Origin of the sequence: Iodobacter sp. CM08 (assembly GCF_033446605.1) — a bacterium.
Taxonomy (GTDB): Bacteria; Pseudomonadota; Gammaproteobacteria; order Burkholderiales; family Chitinibacteraceae; genus Iodobacter.
Genome location: NZ_JAWQUO010000019.1, coordinates 33,471 through 52,350 on the forward strand (window position 1 = coordinate 33,471; position 18,880 = coordinate 52,350).

The following is an 18,880-nucleotide window of genomic DNA, read 5'->3' on the forward strand; positions in this document are numbered from 1 at the left end:
TATTTGAGCGAGAGCGTTCTCTGCAAATATTTGAGCTATTCAATGTAAATCCTTGCAATAAATATCATATCTTAATCAGTTGATAAGATTGCAAGGATATAATGCGATTCTTTTCAGGCTATTGGGCAGAGTATCAATGGATATCGTATTGCTGTTTAAGTCGCTCATTATGGGCATGGTTGAAGGTATTACGGAGTTTCTGCCTATTTCTAGTACTGGGCATTTGATTCTAACCGGTGATTTGCTCAATTTTATGAGCAAAGAAAAGCGTGACGTGTATGAAATATTTATTCAACTAGGCGCTATGCTGGCGGTAGTCTGGGAATATCGTGCAAAACTAACACAAACACTAACCGGCGCCGCTAAGCCAGGTGGAGAGCGTAATTTGCTGCTGGCGGTGGTGGTTGCATTTATTCCTGCTGCTATTTTAGGGCTGTTATTTAGCAAAACCATTAAAGCGCATTTATTTCAGCCAGTGCCGGTGGCGATGGCGTTTATTGTTGGCGGGATCATTATTCTTTGGGCTGAAAAACGTCAAGCTAACAAAGTGCCGGTGGTTGAGTCGGTAGACGATTTAAGCCTAAAAGATGCACTTAAAGTAGGTCTTTGCCAGTGCCTTGCTTTAATTCCGGGGACTAGCCGCTCTGGTGCCACCATTATTGGCGGGATGTTTCTTGGCATTTCTCGCAAGGCGGCAACCGAGTTTTCATTCTTTTTGGGGATTCCAACGCTGGGTGCGGCATCCATTTATAGCCTGCTAAAACATCGCCACGAGTTGGATATTGGCGATAGCGGTGTATTTGCTGTGGGTTTTATTGCCTCGTTTATCTTCGCTTTTATTGCTATTCGTGCGCTGATTAAATTTATTTCTACTCATACCTTTGTTGGCTTTGCCTATTACCGAATTGCCTTTGGCCTTATCGTATTAGCCACCGCGTATAGCGGCCTTGTGAGTTGGACGGTTTAATTTAGGTACGGCATGCCGTGAGTAGCGTGGGCACGTTTTTGTGCCCACGCGGATGCGCCAATCTTCTTAGGCATGCCGTGCCCCTACATTTAAGCCAGCAACACCATCAACCAATGATCTAGCAATAAAGCCGCAAATAAATACGCCAAATATTTAATCGAATACTTAAATAATTCGCGGGCAATTAGATCGCCTTCGGCTTCTTTCTCTTCCTGCCATAGCTTAAATGCGCGTGATAAAAAGCCGGTATTAAGAATGACGATGCTAATGCCGTAAAGCCAACTGCTCATTCCAATGGCTAATGGCAGGGCGGTGACAGCGGCGAGGATAGCGGCGTAGAGCAAAATAGATAAACGAGTAAATGCCAAGCCGTGGGTAATGGGCAGCATAGGCAAGCCCGCTTTGGCGTAGTCATTGCGGCGGTAGATGGCCAGTGCCCAGAAATGCGGCGGGGTCCAAGTGTAAATAATCAGAAATAACACCATCGCTTCAGCTGGCACACTGCCCGTAACCGCTGCCCAGCCTAAAATCGGTGGCATGGCCCCAGATGCACCGCCAATCACAATATTTTGCGGCGTAGCACCTTTAAGCAGACGGGTGTAAATCACTGCATAGCCAAAGAAAGTGGCCAGCGTTAGCCACATGGTCAGCATATTTACCCACGCCCCAAGCATCCATAAGCCCAGTGCCGTGGTGAGCAGGGCATAAATCAGCGCATCGCTTGGTTTTACCGATCCTTTAACCAGTGGCCGTTGCTCGGTGCGGCGCATATTGCTATCGCGCTCGACCTCAATCAGGCAATTAAACGCCGCGGCCCCACTGGCAACTAGGCCAATGCCTGCAGTGGCGGCCAGTATCAGGCTGAAAGCAGGCAGTGTAGGGCCCGCCAGCAGCATGCCCACCACCGCACAGAAAACAATCAAGGCAATCACGCGTGGCTTGCCAAGTTTCAGCAGCTCAGTCAGCTGGGCATGGGAGCGGGTAAGGGCGAGAGTACGCATGGTTAGACTCCGGTAAATTAAATCTGCGAAGAAGCTGTAATGCCGTTCACTTAAGCGGTTTTTTTGAGTTCCCCCCTTTGTAAAAGGGGGAAGCTCAGGTCAAAACCCTAGGTGGATGGCATTGTCGTTGAAGCCGCTACTTTTCCCTCTCTTGGGGTAAGGCTTAGGGGAGAGGTTGCTTTAGCAATATTTTGAACTGGTAAAACCTGTGCCAATACCGCAACCACCAGCATCAGTAAAATCGCTGCACCGCCGTTATGCGCCACAGCCAGTGGTAGTGGTAAATCAAACCAAACATTGCTGATGCCTAGCGAGATTTGCAGTAGTAGTGCTGCAGCAATCAGCCCCGCCCATCTTGGACTGGCTTTACGCAACTGCCAGATCAGCGCGCTGATACAGATAAGCAGCAGTAAAGCACCCAGCCGGTGCAGCCAGTGAATGGCCGCTAAGTGATGAATCGTCAGCGCTTCGCCATTGGTGGTATGCCCTAGCTGGCGCAGCGGCTGCATGGCTTCGCTTAAACCTGCAGGGGCGGTAAAGCTGCCTTGGCAGGCAGGGAAGCCATTGCAGGCGAGTGCTGCATAATTAGTGGATACCCAGCCGCCCAAGGCAATTTGTAGCACGATGGCAATCAGGCTGATGATTAAGATTGGGCGCAGCTGGCTGGGGAGTTGAGGCGCTAAAGTGGCGCGAGAGGTCAGCCAGGTGAGCAGCGCCAGCAGCGTCATTCCACCCAGCAAATGTGCGGTGACCACGACGGGCATCAGCTTCATGGTGACGGTCCACATCCCAAGTAGAGCTTGGAAAACAATCACCGCTAAGGGTAGCAAAATACTGATGCGGCTAAGCCGCTGGCGTTTTTGCCAGAGTAAGCAGCACGCTACCAGCACGAGCAATCCCAGCCCGCCAGCAAAATAGCGGTGGATCATTTCTTTCCAGCCCTTGGCAGGCTCTACTTCGCTACTCATATCTCGGCCAAAGTCTGCGCTGACCTTGGCAATCTCATGCGCTTCGTCCGGCGCGCTTAGCTGCCCGTAGCAGCCCGGCCAATCTGGGCAACCCAAACCCGCATCAGAAAGCCTTACATAAGCACCGAGCATCACCAGACAAAAAGTCCAGATGAGGGTGAGGTAGAGGAGTGGTTTCATTGAGTGGCTCCTGGTCAGTGAATGTTTTAAGTGCCTTCGGCACGTTGGTTTAGGAGCGGTAGCCACCGCAGGGGCGTTCTTTTCTTGAACGGCCAAGAAAAGAACCAAAAGAAGGCCGCCCCGACCAGCACGAAGGCCCCTCACTGCGGATAATCGGCCTGGCGAAAAAGGCTGCGCGCTCGCTGCCTCGCTACCCCTTTTTCGAAACCCCTGGCCGATTATTCCTCGCTCGGCGTGCTTCAAGGGGATTTTTAAGCCCCATGCCAAGAGAGTGGTTAATTGCATTTCTCGTTGTTTGTTAATGAAAAATGGTCAACCAAGTGCCTTATTATTTTTCAAGACTTGCCCAATCTCTTTCAGCGCTTTGCGCCTGCCGTCGTCGTTAGAAAGTTGTTCGGTGGAGTAACGCAGCACGGCGTTGCCGTGGGGGTCGATCAGGTAGAGGCCGCTGCTTGGTGCGTGGCTGGGTAGATAGGCGATATCGGCGCTGTTTGATGGGCAAAAGCTGGCGCGAACCATGCGCTGGCTGGCTTCCCCCTGTGCTAAACGCAACTGCCCAGCGGCAAAGAGCAGCTTGCTATGTACATCGCCGCAAGCCGCATCGGCGGCGGCCAATCGCCAAGGCCCAGGCGCTGCGATAGGGGTGGCCAGCAGCTCACCAAAGCTGTTCCCTCCTACAGGCCGCCACCATTGCCAAACAGCTTGTGCCGCCAGTATGGGTAGCAGGGATAACATAAAACATGCAATCAGTACCGTGCGTCCTTTCATAGTCTTGTCTCCCGTTTAAAGCGAATCCAAAGAAAAACGCCCACTAGGCTCATTCCCCACCAAGTGGCTGTGTAGCCAAGGTGCCGTTCTGGCGGGATAGCGGGCTGGCTGTGTTGCACGATCAAACCTGTTTCACCTGCTTGCATCAGTGCATAGGCACTGGGTTGTGGCAGCTTGCTCCATGCTGCAAAGCGGGCTGGGTTGATATTTTGAAAGATGTGGCCCGCTGGCTGGGTTTGGGCCAGCTCAACATAACGCGGCCAAGCTTGAGTGTTTACGATGGCGCTATCACTTGCCTTGGGTGGGTGGGTGTCCGGCCACCAGCCACGGTTGATCAGCACAATGCTGTGATCGTTGAGCTGAAAAGGGGTGATGACGTGATAGCCAATCTGGCCTGCTTCAATACGATGATCGAGCAGGATTTCGGCTTGTGGCAGCCATTGCCCTATGAGTTTGATCGGGCGAAATAAGGGGGGTGTTCCTTTATCCCAGGGTAGGGGAGCAAGGGCTTCTTGTTTTGCCAGTTGCTCAATTAATATTTGTTTATCGTGTGCACGGCTGAGTTGCCATAGACCCATGCAAAAAGTAATTAGGATTAAGATTGCTAAACAGACAAGCGCAGATCGCCGACGTTGCGCTAAGATGGGAGTAGACGGAGGATTTTTCATGAAGATTGTTGCCATCATCCTGCTCCTGATTATTCTGATCACTTTGGGGCGAGCGCTGTTGCAGATGGTTCGCGGCGGGCGATCCACACAAATGGTTAAAGCGCTAACGCTGCGAGTGGGCTTGTCGATTGTTTTATTTCTTTTATTATTGGCGGCTTATGGGCTGGGGTGGATACATCCCAATGCATGAGTGTTTTTTTTGTAGGGCGGGTGCAACCCGCCGTTTTCTATTTGTGCTCTAACTAAAATAAAAAAGATCTTTTTAGTGCCTTCGGCACGGTGATTTAGGTGCGGGAGTCCCCCGCGGGGGACTCCCTTTCTTGAACGGCCAAGAAAGGAAGCAAAACCGCAAACTCAAAAGCACGAAGGCCCCTCTCTGCGGATAATCGGCTCGGCGAAAAAGGCTGCTCGCTCGCTGCCTCGCTACCCCTTTTCCGAAACCCCGAACCGCTTATTCCTCGCTTCGGCGTGCTTAAAGGGGGGATTTAAGCCCCATGCTATGAGTTGCGAAATAAACTCAAATGGTTGGGAGATATTCCAAATCCAAATCCAAACCCAAACCCAAACCCAAACCCAAACCCAAACCCAAACCCAAACGATTTAACTCCGAGCTTGTTTTTCTCCGTGAAACTCCGTGTTCTCTGTGTCCTCCGTGGTTCAAGATTTGGGTTTTCTAGTGTGTTGCTTATAGCCAATAAACAAACACAAATAAGATCAGCCACACCACATCTACAAAGTGCCAGTACCAAGCTGCCGCCTCAAAGCCGAAGTGATGTTCGGGGGTGAAGTGGCCACGCATGGTTCGCACCAGCATGGTGGCGAGCATAATGGTGCCAACTAAGACGTGCATGCCGTGAAAACCGGTCAGCATATAAAAGGTTGCGCCATAAGCGCCTGAGCTCATTTTTAAGCCTAGCTCGGTCCAGCCGTGATGGTATTCAACGGCTTGTAGCGTTAAAAATAAGGTGCCAAGCAAAACGGTAAATAGCAGGCCCAGCTTGAGTTGGCCGCGTTTGTTTTCCATTAAGCCCCAGTGCGCCCAAGTGAGCGTTGCGCCGGATGTGAGCAGCAAAGCGGTATTGATGGCGGGTAGGCCAATGGCAGCCATGGGGGTGTAGGGTGCGGCTTTGGGGCCGGTTGCGGCTGGCCAGCTTTCATGAAATCCTGACCAAAGCAGGGTGTTGGTGTCCGAAAAGAAACCCAGCTCAGGCACGGAAATGGTTCGGGTATAAAATAGCGCGCCAAAAAAGGCGGCGAAAAACATGACTTCAGAGAAAATAAACCAGCTCATTCCCCAGCGAAATGAATAATCAACCTGAGTACCATAGCTGCCGCTTTGTGATTCTTTAACCACATCGCCAAACCAGCCAAAAATCATCCAGATGAGAATGGCAAAACCCAGTAGCAGAATCCAGCTACCAGCGGCAATGCTATTCATGGCAAAGGCCGCGCCTAAGCCCATACAGAATAAGGCTGCTGATCCCACCACCGGCCAATGGGATGGTGCAGGCACAAAGTAATGTGCATCGTGAATTCCGTTTTCTACATTCATTTCATTACTCCAGTAATGTAGGCTGGGCAGTTTTCTTGCCCACGCGTGAGGCGGTAAACGTGGGTAAAAAGACATGCCCACCCTACGATGTAGCGATCAACACTCGTACTAGTAAGAACACGCTCAATGCCAAACACAGTGCCAAAAATAGCCCCGCAGCAATAATTTGCTGTGGCTTTAATTTAGCGCTCTCGGCATTTTTACGGCTGCGGACGCCAAAAAAGGCAGCGAGTACGGTTTTAAGCGCTGCAATCATGATTTTAGCTCCGGGTGCAGCGTGTAAGAGAGCGTGGCAGCGCCTAGTTCTTCGGGTAGCTCTTTTGCCACCAGTAGTACAACGGTGACATCACGTTGCTCATTTGGGGCTAAGGTGAGCGCATCAAAACAAAAGCATTCCAATTTTTGCAGCAACCCTGCCGATCTGGCAGGGGCAAAGCTGGGTATGGCACGTACTTTTAAGGGCTGATCGCTTAGATTACTGAGGCGAAACCGCGCTTTAAGTAGGCCACCTGGTTTGGCCGTCATCACCGGATCAAGCGCGGTAAGCGTGGCGGGTAAGTTATCTGCCACATTGGTATCAAACTCAACACGGATCACGGCGGCGCTAAGATTGGCATAATCGCTATTAGCCCGATCAATCCCCATGGCCTTACACAGCGCACCATAAAACGGCACCATGATGTAGCCAAAGCTAAACATCAGGCAGGCAATCACTATCATGCGGATGGCGAGTCTACGATTGGCTTGCTGGATAGATGGGGTGCTTTGCATTGGTCACCTTAGGGTGGGCACGATTGTGTGCTCACGCTGTATATGCGATAACGCGTGGGCACAGGTGCCCACCCTACTTTACATATCCATCAGCCAGCGCCGGATAATGATGCCCACAAAAAAGGCGGCGGCGATGCTGGCGGTAATCAGGGCGGTGCGCAGGTTTTTACTCATGATGATCTTCCAGTAAGCCCTGTGCTTTCAGGCCTTTTTCGACCATTTCTAAAGAGGGCGGGGTTTCCCATGTGTGGTGTGGTGCTGGTGAGGGCACTTCCCATTCCAGCGTATTTGCGCCTTCCCAAGGCTTGGCTGGCGCTTTGCCCACGCCGCCACGAATGGTGTGAATCACATTAAACAAGAAAAAGATTTGCCCTAGCCCAAAGCAGAATGCACCCACCGATGCCATGGCATTGAAATCGGTAAATTGCATATTGTAATCAGGGATGCGGCGCGGCATTCCGGCTAAGCCCAAAAAGTGCATAGGGAAGAATGTGACGTTAAACCAGATCATTGACCACCAGAAATGAAACTTACCGCGCCCCTCGTGGTACATAAACCCTGTCCACTTTGGCAGCCAGTAGTAGGTAGCAGCAAATAGCGAAAATAGTGCGCCCGCCACCAATACATAGTGGAAATGGGCCACTACATAATAGGTGTCTTGCATTTGGGTATCGACCGGTGCAATAGCAAGGATCAAGCCAGAAAATCCACCAATGGTAAACAGGCAAACAAAACCGATTGAAAACAACATCGGTGTTTCAAAAGTCATGCTGCCTTGCCACATGGTGGCGATCCAGTTAAATACTTTCACCCCCGTTGGCACGGCAATCAGCATGGTCAGAAACATAAAAAACAGTTGGGTGCTGGCGGGCATACCCACCGCAAACATATGATGGCCCCATACCATAAACGACAGAATAGCGATCGAGCAGGTGGCGTATACCATCGACACATAGCCAAACAGCGGCTTACGGGCAAAGGTGGGGATAATCTGGCTGACGATACCAAAAGCAGGCAGCGCCATAATGTAAACCTCGGGATGGCCAAAAAACCAGAAAATATGCTGGAACAATACTGGATCGCCACCACCAACGGCTTTAAAAAAATGTGTATCAAAGTGCCGGTCGGTGAGCAGCATGGTGACGGCACCTGCGAGTACAGGAGCCACCGCAATCAATAGATAAGCCGTAATCAGCATCGTCCAGCCAAACAGCGGCATTTTCAGCATCGTCATGCCTGGTGCGCGCATATTCAGCACCGTGGTGACAATATTGATCGAGCCCATAATCGACGATAAGCCTAAAAGATGGATGGCAAAAATCGCCAGATCCATCCCCATCCCTGCTTGAATGGATAGCGGCGGATAGAGCGTCCAGCCACCGGCAGCAGCACCGCCGGGTACAAAGAATGAGATCAGTAGCAGCGCGGCGGCGGGGGGGAGCAGCCAAAAACTCCAGTTATTCATCCGCGCAAAGGCCATATCGGGTGCGCCGATCATTAAGGGCAGCATCCAGTTAGCAAGGCCAGTAAACGCCGGCATAATCGCGCCAAACACCATAATTACGCCGTGCAAGGTAGTCAGCTGATTAAAGAAATCAGGTTGCCAGAATTGCAGGCCGGGCTGAAATAATTCGGCGCGAATACACAGCGCCATAATGCCGCCAGTAATAAACATCGTGAAGGCAAACCACAGATATAGCGTGCCAATATCTTTGTGGTTGGTGGCGTAAAACCAGCGTTGAATAAAGGAAACATGATGTTCCTCATGGGCGGCATCATGCCCATGAGCGGCCGGAGTGTGGAGCGCGTCGTGTGCAGTAGTCATGTCTCTAATCCTTATTTTCTGGCGGCTTTCACATCGGCGGGCATAAGTGCATCGCCCGTGGTATTGCCGAAGCTGTTGCGCTCATAGGTAATCACGGCGGCAATCTCGGTGTTGGATAGCGCATTCCATGCAGGCATGGCGTTTTTACCGCCTAGCACAACGCCCAAGTGGCCAGCCATCGGCCCAGTGGCAATTTTTGAGCCAGCCAGCGACGGGTAAGGGCCAGCGCCCTTACCGTCGGCCTTATGACAGGCCACACAGTTGGCTTCGTAAACGGTACGGCCACGGGCAATCAGCTCGTCCTTAGTCCATTTTTTATTAGGATCATCCGCTGCGGCTTTAGCCTCGGCTTGTTTCTTACCTACCCAATCCTGAAACTCCTTATCCGTGACCACTTTAACGACGATGGGCATAAAGCCGTGGTCTTTGCCACATAGCTCGGAACACTGGCCACGGAAGGTGCCGGTGTTTTCTGCTTTAAACCAGGTATCGCGGATAAAACCTGGAATTGCATCTTGCTTAACCCCAAAAGCGGGCATCGCCCAAGAATGAATTACATCGTTACTGGTGGTTAGAATGCGGATTTTCTTACCAACAGGTACCACCAAAGGCTCGTCAACTTCCAAAAGATAATGCTCGCCCTTAGGGCTGGCTTTGCCGTGGTAATCGTTGATTTGATCCTGTTTGGTAGTCAGGCGGCTTTTAAAATCTACGCCATGATCCAAGTATTTGTAGCCCCAGAACCATTGATAGCCGGTGGCCTTGATGGTGATTTCTGAATCGCGGGTGTCTTTTTGTGCGATCACCACGCGAGCTGCAGGCCAAGCCATAGCAATCAGAATGAGCGCTGGGATAATGGTCCAGAGAATTTCGACCGTGGTGTTTTCGTGGAAAGGCTTGGCGGCGTGGCCGAGGGATTTACGGTGCCTTAAGATGGCGTAAAACATCACGCCAAATACTAAGACAAAGATCACCAGAATGACCCACATCAACAGCGTGTGCAGATTAGTGATTTCGTGGGCTATTGCTGATTGAGCAGGCTGAAAATTCATGCTTCCTGCTTGCGCAATAGCAGCAGGCAGCACTAATGCCAATGCAAGTCTTCGCATTACTCACCTCCCGAGGTGTAGCGCCTTCCTCGTAACAACAGGGTCGGTCGCAGTTTTAATCTTTATTCATATAAAAATAGCAGAAGATTTGACATATGCAAGTCAGATAGGAGACAGAATTTCTTACGCAAAGCTTTTTACCGTTTGTCTGCTTTTAGGAAGTGCCTTGCTGAATATGTACTAAAAAATAAATGACCATCTGTTTTTGTGGTCATCAGCATTTATCGGCCAAGGGGCGGGGCCAGATTCGATGATACGAATCGGCACCGAGTAAAGGCCATCACCAAGGAGGGATGATCATGAGCGTACATATGGCCGTATTAGATCAGCATTTCACGCTGCCTAAGACCAGAAAGGTAGCGGCCAATAGCCCCGTGCTATGGCTACAAAAAGGGTGGACAGATTTATGGGCTCATCCAGGGCCAAGCTTGATGTATGGCTTATTGGTTACCTTGGCTGGCGCACTGGTGTTGTCTCTAGCCATTAATCACACCTATTTATTTACCACTTCAATTACAGGTTTCTTATTGCTCGCCCCTTTAGGCGCTGCCGGTATTTATGAGCTGACTTCCGAGCGGGAAGAAGGGCGGCCAACGTCTTTTGTACAGTCGATTCGCGATTTGCTGGCCAATATGGGTCAGCTTGGCTTTTTAGGCTTGGCACTCGGGATGATTGCGATTGCTTGGGAGCGTTTTTCGGCTATTTTGTTTGCCATCTTTTACGGTGGGCAAGATGTCGGCTTAGCCAGCTACATTGGCTCGCTAACAGGTGAGTTTTTACCTTTCACCATCGTTTGGTCTTTAGTTGGGTTCTTGCTTGCTTTCTTTGTTTTTGGCTTAACGGCTATTTCTATTCCTATGCTGGCAGATCGGGAAGTGGATAGCGTAACCGCCATGATGAGTAGCCTGCGGGCAACGTCAGAAAATCGTATGGTAATGATCCAATGGGCTGCATTAATTGTGCTACTTACCGCCATTGGCTTTGTTACGGTGGTTGGCTTAATCGTGATTTTTCCTCTGCTAGGACACGCAACTTGGTATGCCTATAAAGATCTAGTTGAATAGTGGATAAAGGCCCTGCTTATTGGCTTAAGTGGGGTTCAATAGATTTTATTTATGGCTAAATCATTTTTAGTACGTCTTTTGTATTGACTCCCCGTTTAAGCTCTTGTATAGTTCGCCCCTCTGTCGCGGGGTGGAGCAGTTGGCAGCTCGTCGGGCTCATAACCCGAAGGTCACAGGTTCGAGTCCTGTCCCCGCAACCAGAATGCATTATTAGTAATACACCCGTCGCGGGGTGGAGCAGTTGGCAGCTCGTCGGGCTCATAACCCGAAGGTCACAGGTTCGAGTCCTGTCCCCGCAACCAGTGATGCATGATCAGTAATACACCCGTCGCGGGGTGGAGCAGTTGGCAGCTCGTCGGGCTCATAACCCGAAGGTCACAGGTTCGAGTCCTGTCCCCGCAACCAAAAATTCGAAAAAGCCGCTGTTCAAACGAACAGCGGCTTTTTCATGTGCGTTTTTTATGGTGGTAGATTTTTATCGCTATATATTTAAGATTTTCTGCGTTTGTGTCGCTTAAATATACAGTGCTTATTTGGTACTAGATAAAATGCGAATTAACTCAAATCGAAGCGACTCCTTGATTGCTAATACTGCAGCGGCTACCAGCCCTGCGGCCAAGCCCTCTGCTGCCAAAAATAGGGATGAAACTTCTGTATTAAGTGCCGCAAAGCAAGGCTTGCAGGCTAGCCCAGAAATCGATATGGCCAAGGTTCAAGAGATTCGTGCCGCTTTGCTGCGTGGCGAATTAAACTTTGATGCCGATAAAGTGGCGGCATTAATGCAGAGATATCACGGTGGGCGTGCTTGAATACGGTGATTCGCCAGTTTGCTGCGGATCTGCAGAGCGATGTGGGCGCTTATCAAGCTTTAATTGATTTGCTTGAATTGCAATTTACCGCCTCGCTTAATCAGCAAACTGCACAATTAAGCGCGCTACTGGCGCGTATCAGCACGCAGCTTGCCGAGATTGAATTACGCCGCCAGCGTCGTAGTAAAATTATTAAGGCTTTAAGCCCAGATGACGCGCGCTGCGAGGCCTTGATTGCTACTCTGCCCAATGCTTTGCAAAGTGTTTGCCAGCAAAAATGGCAACAATTAGCGCTGCTATTAAAGCAGGCCAAGGCGCTTAATCAGCGTAATGGTGAATTTATTTTATCGCAGCAAGAAATCATGCAAAGAATCTTGTTTGGTGAGCAGGATATTTATGATCCGCTTTGATCAAATTGGCTATTTACCTGCGCTCAATGCTGGGGCTGAAACTCCTCGCGCTCAAGCCGATTCGGCGGCATTTTCTGCGTTATTTGCTCAAACTCGCTCAGAAGTACACCGCTATATTGAAGAAGGCCAGACTCAGGCAATGCCTTTGAGCCCTGAAGGTTTTGCACTTAGAAACGCCAGTGTGCAGCCCGCGGCCTTAGATGCAGATAAGCAGGCATTTATCATGGAAATGTTGCCCTATGCACGCGAAGCTTCGGCCAAGCTGGGCGTGGCCAGTGATATTTTGCTGGCGCATGCGGCTCTAGAATCTGGCTGGGGTAAAGCGGTTATTAATCAAGCCAATGGGCAAAGTGCATTTAATTTATTTGGAATTAAAGCGGCTGGTGCTTGGCGGGGCCTGCGTGCGGATGTATTAACGACTGAATTTGAAAACGGTGCTGCGCTTAAGAAAATAGACCAGTTTCGTGCCTATCCTGATTATCGTAGCGCTTTTCAAGATTACACGTCTTTTTTTAGTGAGAGCAAACGCTTTCGTCCAGCCATGGGCTCGGGTAATAGCGCCGAAGCCTTTACCAGTGCTTTGGTGAAAGGCGGTTATGCGACTGACCCAGCCTATGCTGAAAAGCTATTAAAAGTAGTTGCAACGGTTAGAGCGCTAAAGCCTTAATATTTTCGCCTAGTATTGTAAGGGCGATACCTCCTGCGCTGATTTCACCTGCGCGTCCAACTTCTTTCCCGTACGTTTATTTCTTACCCTGATGACATCGCCTAATTTACCATTTTCCTCGGCAATCACGCTGGCTCTTATTTCTATTAACTCTGCATGCGCGATTAATTCTATTTGCTGGCCTTTTTTAATGAGATATCCGCTTGGCGCGCTCGCTTGAGCTGGTAAGGCACTGGCATTGATTAGATTTTGGCGAGTGAAGGGGCGAGGGGGCGCATTTTGTTCTAAGCGGAACATCGCTCTTGCCATATAGCGGATACTCCACTTACTGCCTGTAAGGCAACGTACTGCTACGTTTAGTAAGGCTAAATTTTTATCCGTGAATGCTTGTAGCTGCGGCTCGGAGTCGCAGGGCGGTAGTTGGGCTAAATCACGCGGAGGAATCAGCGAAATTGTCAGATAAATCTGACGCTTTGAGTATTGTTTTGCAGAGCTATCAAAGTAATTTTGTACAAATAAATTAACTTTTTCCGTTGGTTTATTATTTTCTAGGATGTTTGAGTATGCATAAGTCATTGAAAATGATAAACAAATAAGGGCGAGTGAGAATTGTCCCTGTATTTTTTTCATGTAAACATCAATATAGTAGAATATTAGGAGGTAATTATACCGTATACGGTTGCTGGGGGAATATTTACCATCCGCCATCGCCTTTTACGTGCTGAAAGGTTTTGTTATTTTTTTCAGAAAAAAATAAGAGCGAGGGATTGGTCGTGGGAATTCATTTCGATAAAGCCTTGAATATGCATCCCGAAGCCTTACGGCTGCGCTCAGAGCGTACGCAAGTTTTGGCAGCAAATATTGCAAATGAAAATACGCCAGGCTTTCAGGCTCGTGATTTTAGCTTTCGTGAACGCTTAGATGGCGCTCTGGCAACCGAAGCGGGCGAGCTGGGCGGGCTGGGTGAGGGCGACGAGTTAATGTACCGCGCTCCCAATCATCCAAGTCGCGATGGTAATACCGTTGAATTAGGCGTTGAGCAGGCTGAGTTTTCGCAGAATGTTTCAGATTTTCAAATCAGCCTTGCCTTCGTGAATATGAAGTTAAAAGGGCTGGCTAAGGCCATTTCGGGGTAATCATGTCTTTTAGAAATATCGCGCAAATTGCGGGCTCTGCAATGACAGCGCAAACCACACGCTTAAATACCATCGCCAGTAATCTGGCGAATGCTGAATCTGCCTCGGGTAATGAAGCCAGTACTTATCACGCCAGAAAGCCCGTTTTTTCAGCGCTCAGTGGCGGCAAAGTGCAGGTATTGGATGTGATTGAAAGCACTGAGCCGCTGCGAAAAGCCCACGAGCCTAGCCACCCGCTGGCAGATAGCGAAGGCAATGTTTTTTACCCAAATGTAAGCCCTGTAGCAGAAATGACCGACATGATGTCGGCCTCGCGCGCCTTTCAAACCAATGTGGAAGTCTTATCGCGGGTAAAGGCGATGCAGCAGGATTTACTAAAAATGGGCGAGAACTAAGCGCCAGAAGTGGTCATTTTCCAGATTTTTTTCCTCGATTTAGTTTCAAATCAATAAGCGCAGCCCATGTCTATCGCACTTTCCCCAACGCAGCAAAACGCCAGCCCGCAGCCGCAGATTAATCCGCTTGAGCCAGTTCAGGGCCAAAGCGATGGCAATTTCTTTATGACTTTGCTGGTGGCGCAAATCAAAAACCAAAACCCGCTTGAGCCGTCGGACCCTAGCCAGTTTGTAAATCAATTAGTCCAGCTTAATCAAATGGATAATTCCAAAAAGATGTTGGGCGAATTAAAAGCCAATTCACAAATGATGCACGATTTGCAAGTGCTGACTTTGGGCAATCATGTTGGCTCTACCGTGGCGGTGAGTGGTGGTGCTATTACCTTAGGTAAAGACGCGATATCGGGGCAATTTTCTTTAGAAAGCCCAGCTAAAAAAGTGTCTTTAGTGATTACAGGGGCAGATCAGCAGCGCACTGTGCTTGATTTAGGTAGCAAGCCGGTTGGGGATGTGGCGTTTAATTTTGATCCTAAAAAATTAGGTTTACAGCCAGGCTCCTATTCGCTTGCGGTAGAAACAGATAGCAAAGAGAAAGCGGCGGTAGAAGTTTTTGGTGTGATTAAGAGCGTTAATTTAAGTAATGGCTTGCCCATGGTGAGCATTGCAGGTTTGGGCGATTTTCCAGTGGCGGCGATTTCAAAGCTAAAAGGCCATTCTGTTTAAAGAATTAAGGATTGAATTATGAGTTTTGAAATTGCGCTTTCTGGTATCAATGCCGTTAATAATCAATTAGGTAGCATTAGTAATAATATTGCCAATTCCAGCACCTACGGTTTTAAATCAGGCCGAGCGAATTTTTCATCGGCCTATGCAGGCTCGCAGGCAATTGGGGTGGAAACCTCATCCACCACCCAAAATATCGCCAAGGGCGGTGGTTTACTGACTACGGGCCGTGCGCTGGATGCGGCCATTCAGGGCTCAGGTTTCTTTGTGACTAAAGATCCAAGTGGCGGCATGGCCTATACCCGTGTGGGTATTTTTGATAAAGACAAAGATGGCTTTATGGTGGATAGCTTTGGCCGCCGTGCTCAGGGCTACGCCCCTGTAGGTAATGGTGGCGGAACAGCCATGGGTGCGATTGGCGATATCAAAGTGCCGGTGGGGCAAGTGCCTGCTAAAGCCACGGATAAGCTGCAATTTACTGGCAATTTATCGGCTGATTGGCCTACGCCCATCATGGCCACTTTTAATAAAGATGAGGGCAGCTCGTTTAATGCCTCAATGGTTTCGACGGTTTACGATTCTGTGGGCGCTAAGCACAACCTAACTCAATATTTTGTAAAAGGAGCCGCGGGCGTCACGGCTCACTACTCCTTTGATGGCACAACGATTGCCACCACCAATACGCTGAGCTTTGATGCCAACGGTAAATTAAGCAGCCCAACAGCAGCCGTCACGCTGGCTTTGGGCACGCCTGCTAATGCTGCGCCGCTATCGATTAACCTAGATTACGCAGGCACATCACGCTTTGCTGGCGAAGTAACCAATACCGTAAACAGCGCCAATGGCTATGCATCTGGCACGCTAACCGGCGTGGTGATCGAAGAAAACGGCGAAGTGATGGCCAAATACAGCAATGGCCAAAAACAAAGCGCCGGCACGCTGGTGCTGGCTACCTTCCCGAATGAAAGTGCATTGCAGCAAATCTCTAATACCAGCTGGGCAGAAACGGCAGCTACAGGCACGGCGCTGTATTCAGCACCTGGCAGCGGTATGACTGGCAAGCTGACTGCGGGCGCACTTGAGCAATCCAATGTGGATATGACCGGTGAGCTGGTCAGCTTGATGACGGCTCAACGTAATTACCAAGCCAATACCAAGGTGATCTCTACTGAAAATCAAGTGATCCAAGCCCTGATGCAGGCGCTGTAATGGATGCCTTGATTTATACGGTAATGAGCGGCGCAGATCGCACCCTGCGCGCCCAGCAAATTCACGCTAATAATCTGGCGAATGCCGAAACCACCGGCTTTAGGGCTGATATCGAGCTGGCTAGTGCACAAGCTGTGCCAGGCTACGGCTATGAAGCCCGCCATATGGCGCAGCTGCAAGCCAGCGCGGTGGATGCTCGGGCCGGAACGGTAACACCAACAGGCCGATCCTTAGATGTGGCGCTAAAGGGTGAAGGCTATCTGGCGGTGGAATACGCAGGCGGTGAAGCCTATACCCGCAGCGGCAATTTAAATGTGGATAGCCAAGGTGCGCTGACCATCAATGGCCGTGCCGTTTTGGGTGATGGCGGGGCCATTACCCTGCCTGCTTTTGCTCAGGTTTCGATTAGCGATGACGGTACGATTTCTGTGCTGCCACAGGGCCAAGCAGGCGCTTTGCAAGAAGCAGGCAAGCTTAAATTAGTTCGCCCCAATGCCAGCGAGCTAACTAAAAATGAGGCAGGCTTAGTGGTCAGCCGCTCCGGCCAGCCCCTACCGGTGGACGACACCGTGCAAGTCTTGGGCGGCCATTTAGAGCGCAGCAATGTATCGGCAGTCGAAGAAATGATCGCCACCATGACGCTGACGCGCAGCTTTGAAGTGCAAATGAAAATGTTTAAATCCGCCGACGATATGGCCGACGCAGGCAATCGTTTGATTCGTGGGTAGTGAATGGGGCGTGATTAAGCAAGATTTAAAGGTCTTGTGATTAGTGCCTTCGGCACGTTGGTTTTGGAACGGTAGCCACCGTGGGGGCGTTCTTTTCTTGAACGGCCAAGAAAAGAACCAAAAGAAGGCCGCCCCACGAAACACGAAAGCCCCTCGTCTGCGGACAATCGAGCGGCGGCTGCGGAACTCGCTTCGCTCAAACAGTCCTCGCCGAAACCCCGCCCGCTTGTTCCTCGCCTCGGCGTGTTTCAAGGGGATTTGAAAAGGCCCCGTGCTGAGAGCGCGGTCATTACAGTTTATTTGTTGTTTGCTAATAAAAATATGTTACTCAGCGTTCATGGGGTTACCCACCCTGCGAAGTATCAATTGAACGAATAAATCACCCGGATAAGGACTATTTTATGAATCCAGCAATGTGGATCAGCAAGACCGGTATTCAGGCGCAAGACGCTAAGCTTAATGCGATTGCTAATAACTTAGCCAACGTGAATACGGTTGGTTTCAAGCGCGATCGTATGGTGTTTGAAGATTTGTTTTATCAGGTAGAGCGCCAGCCCGGCGCTAAGGTTGATCAGAACAACGCCGCGCCTTCGGGCGTGCAGCTGGGCAACGGTACTCGCCTAGCGGGTACGCAAAAAGTGTTTACTACCGGCTCGGTAATGACTTCTAGCCAGCCGCTAGATGTAGCCATTATGGGCAGCGGTTTTTTACAAGTAGAAATGGCCAATGGCGAAACTGGCTATACCCGCGCAGGCCAGCTGCAGCTTAATTCTGAAGGCCGAATTGTCAACGCGCAGGGCGTGCCGCTCTCGCCAGAAATCACTATTCCTAAAGAAGCCACATCGGTGACGATTGCAGAAAATGGCTTGGTTTCGGTCACGGTGGCGGGTAGTAATGCACCGCAAGAAGTGGGCCAAATTACCTTGGCAAACTTTGTAAATCCAACCGGTTTACTGGCCTTGGGCAGCAATTTATTTCAAGAAACCGCAGCCAGCGGCGCACCCACTTTAGGCAATCCAGGTGAAAGCTCGCTCGGCAAGCTAAAGCAAGGCTCCTTGGAAGGCTCCAATGTGCAAGTGGTTGAAGAAATGGTCGATATGATTTCGGCGCAGCGCACTTACGAGATGAATACCAAGGTGCTTTCCGCTGCCGACAATATGATGCAATACCTTGCGCAGTCTGTGAGATGAAATCCCTCTTTTTGATGCTGCTGCTCAGTCTGTTGAGCGCTTGTGTAAGCAACCCTTTGGCCGAAGCGCCAGAGCAAGATCCACCAGTGCCGGTGATTATTCCTCCAGCGGCCAAGGCTAAATCGGGCGGGGTGTTTACTGCTGACACGGCCAGCTCTTGGTTGGCGGATAGCCGCGCGTTTCGCGCAGGGGATCTGCTCACCGTGGTCTTGCAAGAAACCACGCAGGCCAGCAAAAAAGCCGGTACCAATTTTGATAAAAGTAGCGGTGTAGATATCAAGCCGACTATCTTGGGCGCATCCAGTTACGCCACCAATGTGGGCGTGCAAGCCAAGCGCGATTTTGCTGGCTCGTCTTCTAGTACTCAGCAAAATATGCTGAGCGGCGCTATTACCGTGGTGGTAGAGAAAGTGCTGCCCAATGGTCTGTTGCTGATCCGTGGTGAAAAACAACTCTCGCTGAATCAAGGCGAAGAAGCGATCCGCTTGGTGGGCTATGTGCGCAGCGACGATATCGACAGCGACAACCGCGTGATGTCGCCCCGCGTCGCCAACGCCAGAATCAGCTATTCGGGCAAGGGCGCATTAAATGATGTGAATACCGCAGGCTGGTTGACTCGTTTATTTAATAGCCCGTGGATGCCGTTTTGAGTGTGTTGGGAGCAAGAAAACCCAAATCTTGAAACACGGAGGGCACAGAGAACACGGAGTTTCACGGAGAAAAACAGAGAGTTGGCGTTG

The 18,880-nt window shown here is 50.2% G+C and carries 24 protein-coding genes and 3 tRNA genes; 16 read left to right on the top strand and 11 right to left on the bottom strand.

Features of this window, described 5'->3' with window-relative positions; translation table 11 throughout:
- Positions 1–136 precede the first annotated feature (136 nt).
- Entirely contained in the window at positions 137–967 is an 831-nt protein-coding gene (locus R6242_RS12375; protein WP_318427239.1) for an undecaprenyl-diphosphate phosphatase, read from the top strand.
- An 89-nt stretch (positions 968–1,056) separates the two neighbouring features.
- On the opposite strand, the gene cyoE is transcribed toward R6242_RS12375, so the two are convergent.
- The 4 genes from cyoE to R6242_RS12395 all read right to left on the bottom strand — a co-directional run bounded on the left by cyoE (position 1,057) and on the right by R6242_RS12395 (position 4,552).
- Complete coding sequence (cyoE, locus tag R6242_RS12380; protein WP_318427242.1) at positions 1,057–1,968, bottom strand: heme o synthase; 912 nt, start codon at positions 1,966–1,968, stop codon at positions 1,057–1,059.
- A gap of 107 nt (positions 1,969–2,075) precedes the next feature.
- Positions 2,076–3,116: a COX15/CtaA family protein gene (locus R6242_RS12385; protein WP_318427244.1), complete on the bottom strand. Its 1,041-nt coding sequence runs from the start codon at positions 3,114–3,116 to the stop codon at positions 2,076–2,078.
- Positions 3,117–3,428: 312 nt separating this feature from the next.
- Positions 3,429–3,884, bottom strand: coding sequence for a hypothetical protein (locus R6242_RS12390; protein WP_318427246.1), 456 nt, complete (start codon positions 3,882–3,884; stop codon positions 3,429–3,431).
- Positions 3,881–4,552: an SURF1 family protein gene (locus tag R6242_RS12395; protein ID WP_318427248.1), complete on the bottom strand. Its 672-nt coding sequence runs from the start codon at positions 4,550–4,552 to the stop codon at positions 3,881–3,883. Before R6242_RS12395 ends, R6242_RS12390 begins: the two co-directional genes overlap by 4 nt.
- Here R6242_RS12395 and R6242_RS12400 point away from each other — a divergent pair.
- On the top strand, positions 4,551–4,742 hold the full coding sequence (locus R6242_RS12400; RefSeq protein WP_318427250.1) for a twin transmembrane helix small protein: 192 nt from the start codon (positions 4,551–4,553) through the stop codon (positions 4,740–4,742). The two genes, R6242_RS12395 and R6242_RS12400, sit on opposite strands and share 2 nt — an antisense overlap.
- A 495-nt stretch (positions 4,743–5,237) precedes the next feature.
- Here R6242_RS12400 and R6242_RS12405 read toward each other — a convergent pair whose 3' ends face one another.
- The 6 genes from R6242_RS12405 to coxB all read right to left on the bottom strand — a co-directional run bounded on the left by R6242_RS12405 (position 5,238) and on the right by coxB (position 9,809).
- Positions 5,238–6,104 (bottom strand): cytochrome c oxidase subunit 3, encoded by an 867-nt coding sequence (locus R6242_RS12405; protein WP_318427251.1) that lies wholly within the window; start codon positions 6,102–6,104, stop codon positions 5,238–5,240.
- Between the two features lie 82 nt (positions 6,105–6,186).
- A complete protein-coding gene (locus R6242_RS12410; RefSeq protein ID WP_318427253.1) occupies positions 6,187–6,360 on the bottom strand; it encodes a DUF2970 domain-containing protein in 174 nt (57 codons plus the stop codon).
- Positions 6,357–6,875 (bottom strand): cytochrome c oxidase assembly protein, encoded by a 519-nt coding sequence (locus R6242_RS12415; protein WP_318427255.1) that lies wholly within the window; start codon positions 6,873–6,875, stop codon positions 6,357–6,359. Before R6242_RS12415 ends, R6242_RS12410 begins: the two co-directional genes overlap by 4 nt.
- Positions 6,876–6,953: 78 nt before the next feature.
- Positions 6,954–7,049 (bottom strand): cytochrome oxidase small assembly protein, encoded by a 96-nt coding sequence (locus tag R6242_RS12420; RefSeq protein ID WP_318427256.1) that lies wholly within the window; start codon positions 7,047–7,049, stop codon positions 6,954–6,956.
- Positions 7,042–8,700 (bottom strand): cytochrome c oxidase subunit I, encoded by a 1,659-nt coding sequence (ctaD, locus tag R6242_RS12425; protein WP_318427257.1) that lies wholly within the window; start codon positions 8,698–8,700, stop codon positions 7,042–7,044. The genes R6242_RS12420 and ctaD overlap by 8 nt, the downstream gene beginning before the upstream one ends.
- A gap of 11 nt (positions 8,701–8,711) precedes the next feature.
- Entirely contained in the window at positions 8,712–9,809 is a 1,098-nt protein-coding gene (coxB, locus tag R6242_RS12430) for a cytochrome c oxidase subunit II (protein ID WP_318427259.1), read from the bottom strand.
- A 299-nt stretch (positions 9,810–10,108) separates the two neighbouring features.
- Here coxB and R6242_RS12435 point away from each other — a divergent pair, with 299 nt between their 5' ends.
- The 7 genes from R6242_RS12435 to R6242_RS12465 all read left to right on the top strand — a co-directional run bounded on the left by R6242_RS12435 (position 10,109) and on the right by R6242_RS12465 (position 12,759).
- Positions 10,109–10,873, top strand: coding sequence for a DUF2189 domain-containing protein (locus tag R6242_RS12435; RefSeq protein ID WP_318427260.1), 765 nt, complete (start codon positions 10,109–10,111; stop codon positions 10,871–10,873).
- 124 nt (positions 10,874–10,997) lie between these two features.
- Positions 10,998–11,073: transfer RNA gene (locus R6242_RS12440), tRNA-Met, on the top strand.
- A 26-nt stretch (positions 11,074–11,099) separates the two neighbouring features.
- A tRNA-Met gene (locus tag R6242_RS12445) sits at positions 11,100–11,175 on the top strand.
- Positions 11,176–11,202: 27 nt separating this feature from the next.
- Positions 11,203–11,278, top strand: a tRNA-Met gene (locus tag R6242_RS12450).
- Between the two features lie 143 nt (positions 11,279–11,421).
- Positions 11,422–11,682: a flagellar biosynthesis anti-sigma factor FlgM gene (gene flgM / locus R6242_RS12455; RefSeq protein ID WP_318427261.1), complete on the top strand. Its 261-nt coding sequence runs from the start codon at positions 11,422–11,424 to the stop codon at positions 11,680–11,682.
- A 5-nt stretch (positions 11,683–11,687) separates the two neighbouring features.
- Positions 11,688–12,092, top strand: coding sequence for a flagellar export chaperone FlgN (gene flgN / locus R6242_RS12460; protein ID WP_318427358.1), 405 nt, complete (start codon positions 11,688–11,690; stop codon positions 12,090–12,092).
- Entirely contained in the window at positions 12,079–12,759 is a 681-nt protein-coding gene (locus R6242_RS12465; RefSeq protein ID WP_318427263.1) for a glucosaminidase domain-containing protein, read from the top strand. The genes flgN and R6242_RS12465 overlap by 14 nt, the downstream gene beginning before the upstream one ends.
- 9 nt (positions 12,760–12,768) lie before the next feature.
- On the opposite strand, the gene R6242_RS12470 is transcribed toward R6242_RS12465, so the two are convergent.
- Positions 12,769–13,389, bottom strand: a complete 621-nt coding sequence (locus R6242_RS12470; RefSeq protein WP_318427265.1) for a flagella basal body P-ring formation protein FlgA — start codon at positions 13,387–13,389, stop codon at positions 12,769–12,771.
- A gap of 143 nt (positions 13,390–13,532) precedes the next feature.
- Between R6242_RS12470 and flgB the strand changes: the two genes are divergently transcribed.
- The 7 genes from flgB to flgH all read left to right on the top strand — a co-directional run bounded on the left by flgB (position 13,533) and on the right by flgH (position 18,790).
- Positions 13,533–13,895 (top strand): flagellar basal body rod protein FlgB, encoded by a 363-nt coding sequence (gene flgB / locus R6242_RS12475; protein ID WP_318427267.1) that lies wholly within the window; start codon positions 13,533–13,535, stop codon positions 13,893–13,895.
- A 2-nt stretch (positions 13,896–13,897) separates the two neighbouring features.
- Entirely contained in the window at positions 13,898–14,290 is a 393-nt protein-coding gene (gene flgC, locus R6242_RS12480; RefSeq protein WP_318427269.1) for a flagellar basal body rod protein FlgC, read from the top strand.
- Positions 14,291–14,356: 66 nt separating this feature from the next.
- Positions 14,357–15,013, top strand: a complete 657-nt coding sequence (locus tag R6242_RS12485; protein ID WP_318427270.1) for a flagellar hook capping FlgD N-terminal domain-containing protein — start codon at positions 14,357–14,359, stop codon at positions 15,011–15,013.
- Positions 15,014–15,031: 18 nt separating this feature from the next.
- A complete protein-coding gene (locus R6242_RS12490; protein WP_318427271.1) occupies positions 15,032–16,222 on the top strand; it encodes a flagellar hook-basal body complex protein in 1,191 nt (396 codons plus the stop codon).
- Positions 16,222–16,950: a flagellar basal body rod protein FlgF gene (locus tag R6242_RS12495; protein WP_318427273.1), complete on the top strand. Its 729-nt coding sequence runs from the start codon at positions 16,222–16,224 to the stop codon at positions 16,948–16,950. The genes R6242_RS12490 and R6242_RS12495 overlap by 1 nt, the downstream gene beginning before the upstream one ends.
- Before the next feature lie 401 nt (positions 16,951–17,351).
- On the top strand, positions 17,352–18,140 hold the full coding sequence (gene flgG, locus R6242_RS12500; RefSeq protein ID WP_318427275.1) for a flagellar basal-body rod protein FlgG: 789 nt from the start codon (positions 17,352–17,354) through the stop codon (positions 18,138–18,140).
- Positions 18,137–18,790 carry a flagellar basal body L-ring protein FlgH gene (gene flgH, locus R6242_RS12505; protein WP_318427277.1) on the top strand — a complete coding sequence of 218 codons (654 nt, stop codon included), beginning with the start codon at positions 18,137–18,139 and terminating at the stop codon, positions 18,788–18,790. The genes flgG and flgH overlap by 4 nt, the downstream gene beginning before the upstream one ends.
- Positions 18,791–18,880: the final 90 nt, after the last annotated feature.

Coding starts and splice junctions, on each gene's coding strand:
- R6242_RS12395 (WP_318427248.1), bottom strand. CDS start 4,552: ATGAAAAATCCTCCGTCTACTCCCATCTTAGCGCAACGTCGGCGATCT.
- flgG (WP_318427275.1), top strand. CDS start 17,352: ATGAATCCAGCAATGTGGATCAGCAAGACCGGTATTCAGGCGCAAGAC.
- R6242_RS12495 (WP_318427273.1), top strand. CDS start 16,222: ATGGATGCCTTGATTTATACGGTAATGAGCGGCGCAGATCGCACCCTG.
- R6242_RS12375 (WP_318427239.1), top strand. CDS start 137: ATGGATATCGTATTGCTGTTTAAGTCGCTCATTATGGGCATGGTTGAA.
- R6242_RS12405 (WP_318427251.1), bottom strand. CDS start 6,104: ATGAATGTAGAAAACGGAATTCACGATGCACATTACTTTGTGCCTGCA.
- flgC (WP_318427269.1), top strand. CDS start 13,898: ATGTCTTTTAGAAATATCGCGCAAATTGCGGGCTCTGCAATGACAGCG.
- flgM (WP_318427261.1), top strand. CDS start 11,422: ATGCGAATTAACTCAAATCGAAGCGACTCCTTGATTGCTAATACTGCA.
- R6242_RS12485 (WP_318427270.1), top strand. CDS start 14,357: ATGTCTATCGCACTTTCCCCAACGCAGCAAAACGCCAGCCCGCAGCCG.
- R6242_RS12390 (WP_318427246.1), bottom strand. CDS start 3,884: ATGAAAGGACGCACGGTACTGATTGCATGTTTTATGTTATCCCTGCTA.
- R6242_RS12490 (WP_318427271.1), top strand. CDS start 15,032: ATGAGTTTTGAAATTGCGCTTTCTGGTATCAATGCCGTTAATAATCAA.
- ctaD (WP_318427257.1), bottom strand. CDS start 8,700: ATGACTACTGCACACGACGCGCTCCACACTCCGGCCGCTCATGGGCAT.
- R6242_RS12465 (WP_318427263.1), top strand. CDS start 12,079: ATGATCCGCTTTGATCAAATTGGCTATTTACCTGCGCTCAATGCTGGG.
- R6242_RS12410 (WP_318427253.1), bottom strand. CDS start 6,360: ATGATTGCAGCGCTTAAAACCGTACTCGCTGCCTTTTTTGGCGTCCGC.
- R6242_RS12400 (WP_318427250.1), top strand. CDS start 4,551: ATGAAGATTGTTGCCATCATCCTGCTCCTGATTATTCTGATCACTTTG.
- flgH (WP_318427277.1), top strand. CDS start 18,137: ATGAAATCCCTCTTTTTGATGCTGCTGCTCAGTCTGTTGAGCGCTTGT.
- R6242_RS12470 (WP_318427265.1), bottom strand. CDS start 13,389: ATGAAAAAAATACAGGGACAATTCTCACTCGCCCTTATTTGTTTATCA.
- coxB (WP_318427259.1), bottom strand. CDS start 9,809: ATGCGAAGACTTGCATTGGCATTAGTGCTGCCTGCTGCTATTGCGCAA.
- R6242_RS12385 (WP_318427244.1), bottom strand. CDS start 3,116: ATGAAACCACTCCTCTACCTCACCCTCATCTGGACTTTTTGTCTGGTG.
- R6242_RS12435 (WP_318427260.1), top strand. CDS start 10,109: ATGAGCGTACATATGGCCGTATTAGATCAGCATTTCACGCTGCCTAAG.
- cyoE (WP_318427242.1), bottom strand. CDS start 1,968: ATGCGTACTCTCGCCCTTACCCGCTCCCATGCCCAGCTGACTGAGCTG.
- R6242_RS12420 (WP_318427256.1), bottom strand. CDS start 7,049: ATGAGTAAAAACCTGCGCACCGCCCTGATTACCGCCAGCATCGCCGCC.
- R6242_RS12415 (WP_318427255.1), bottom strand. CDS start 6,875: ATGCAAAGCACCCCATCTATCCAGCAAGCCAATCGTAGACTCGCCATC.